We start from the raw sequence: 255 nt of genomic DNA, 5'->3' as shown, positions 1-255 counted from the left end.
ACGGCCACGGACACCTCCACCAGGCAGCAACGCATCGAGCAGCGGCACAACGGCCACGGACACCTCCACCAGGCGGCAGCACACCGAGCAGCATCACGGCCCAGGCCGCCGCCAAGCGGCAGCACACCGAGCAACGGCACAACGGCCGCCAGCTGGGCCGGCGCAAGCGCATCGAGCAGCGACACCACGGGCTGGCCTTCGCCACCAGGCCACAGCGTACCGAGCAGCGGAACAACGGCTCCGGCCAGCTCCACC

Annotated in this window: 1 protein-coding gene; it reads right to left on the bottom strand. The window is 71.4% G+C overall.

Going from position 1 to position 255, the window contains the following annotated elements; translation table 11 throughout:
* Positions 1-255 (bottom strand): hypothetical protein (locus GM655_RS22835; protein WP_196308836.1); only part of this gene is annotated, 255 nt, incomplete at both ends.

The sequence above is a fragment of the Pseudoduganella danionis genome (assembly GCF_009720775.1).
In the GTDB taxonomy this organism is placed as follows: Bacteria; Pseudomonadota; Gammaproteobacteria; order Burkholderiales; family Burkholderiaceae_D; genus Rugamonas; species Rugamonas danionis.
This window is presented reverse-complemented; position numbering and strand designations above follow the sequence as displayed.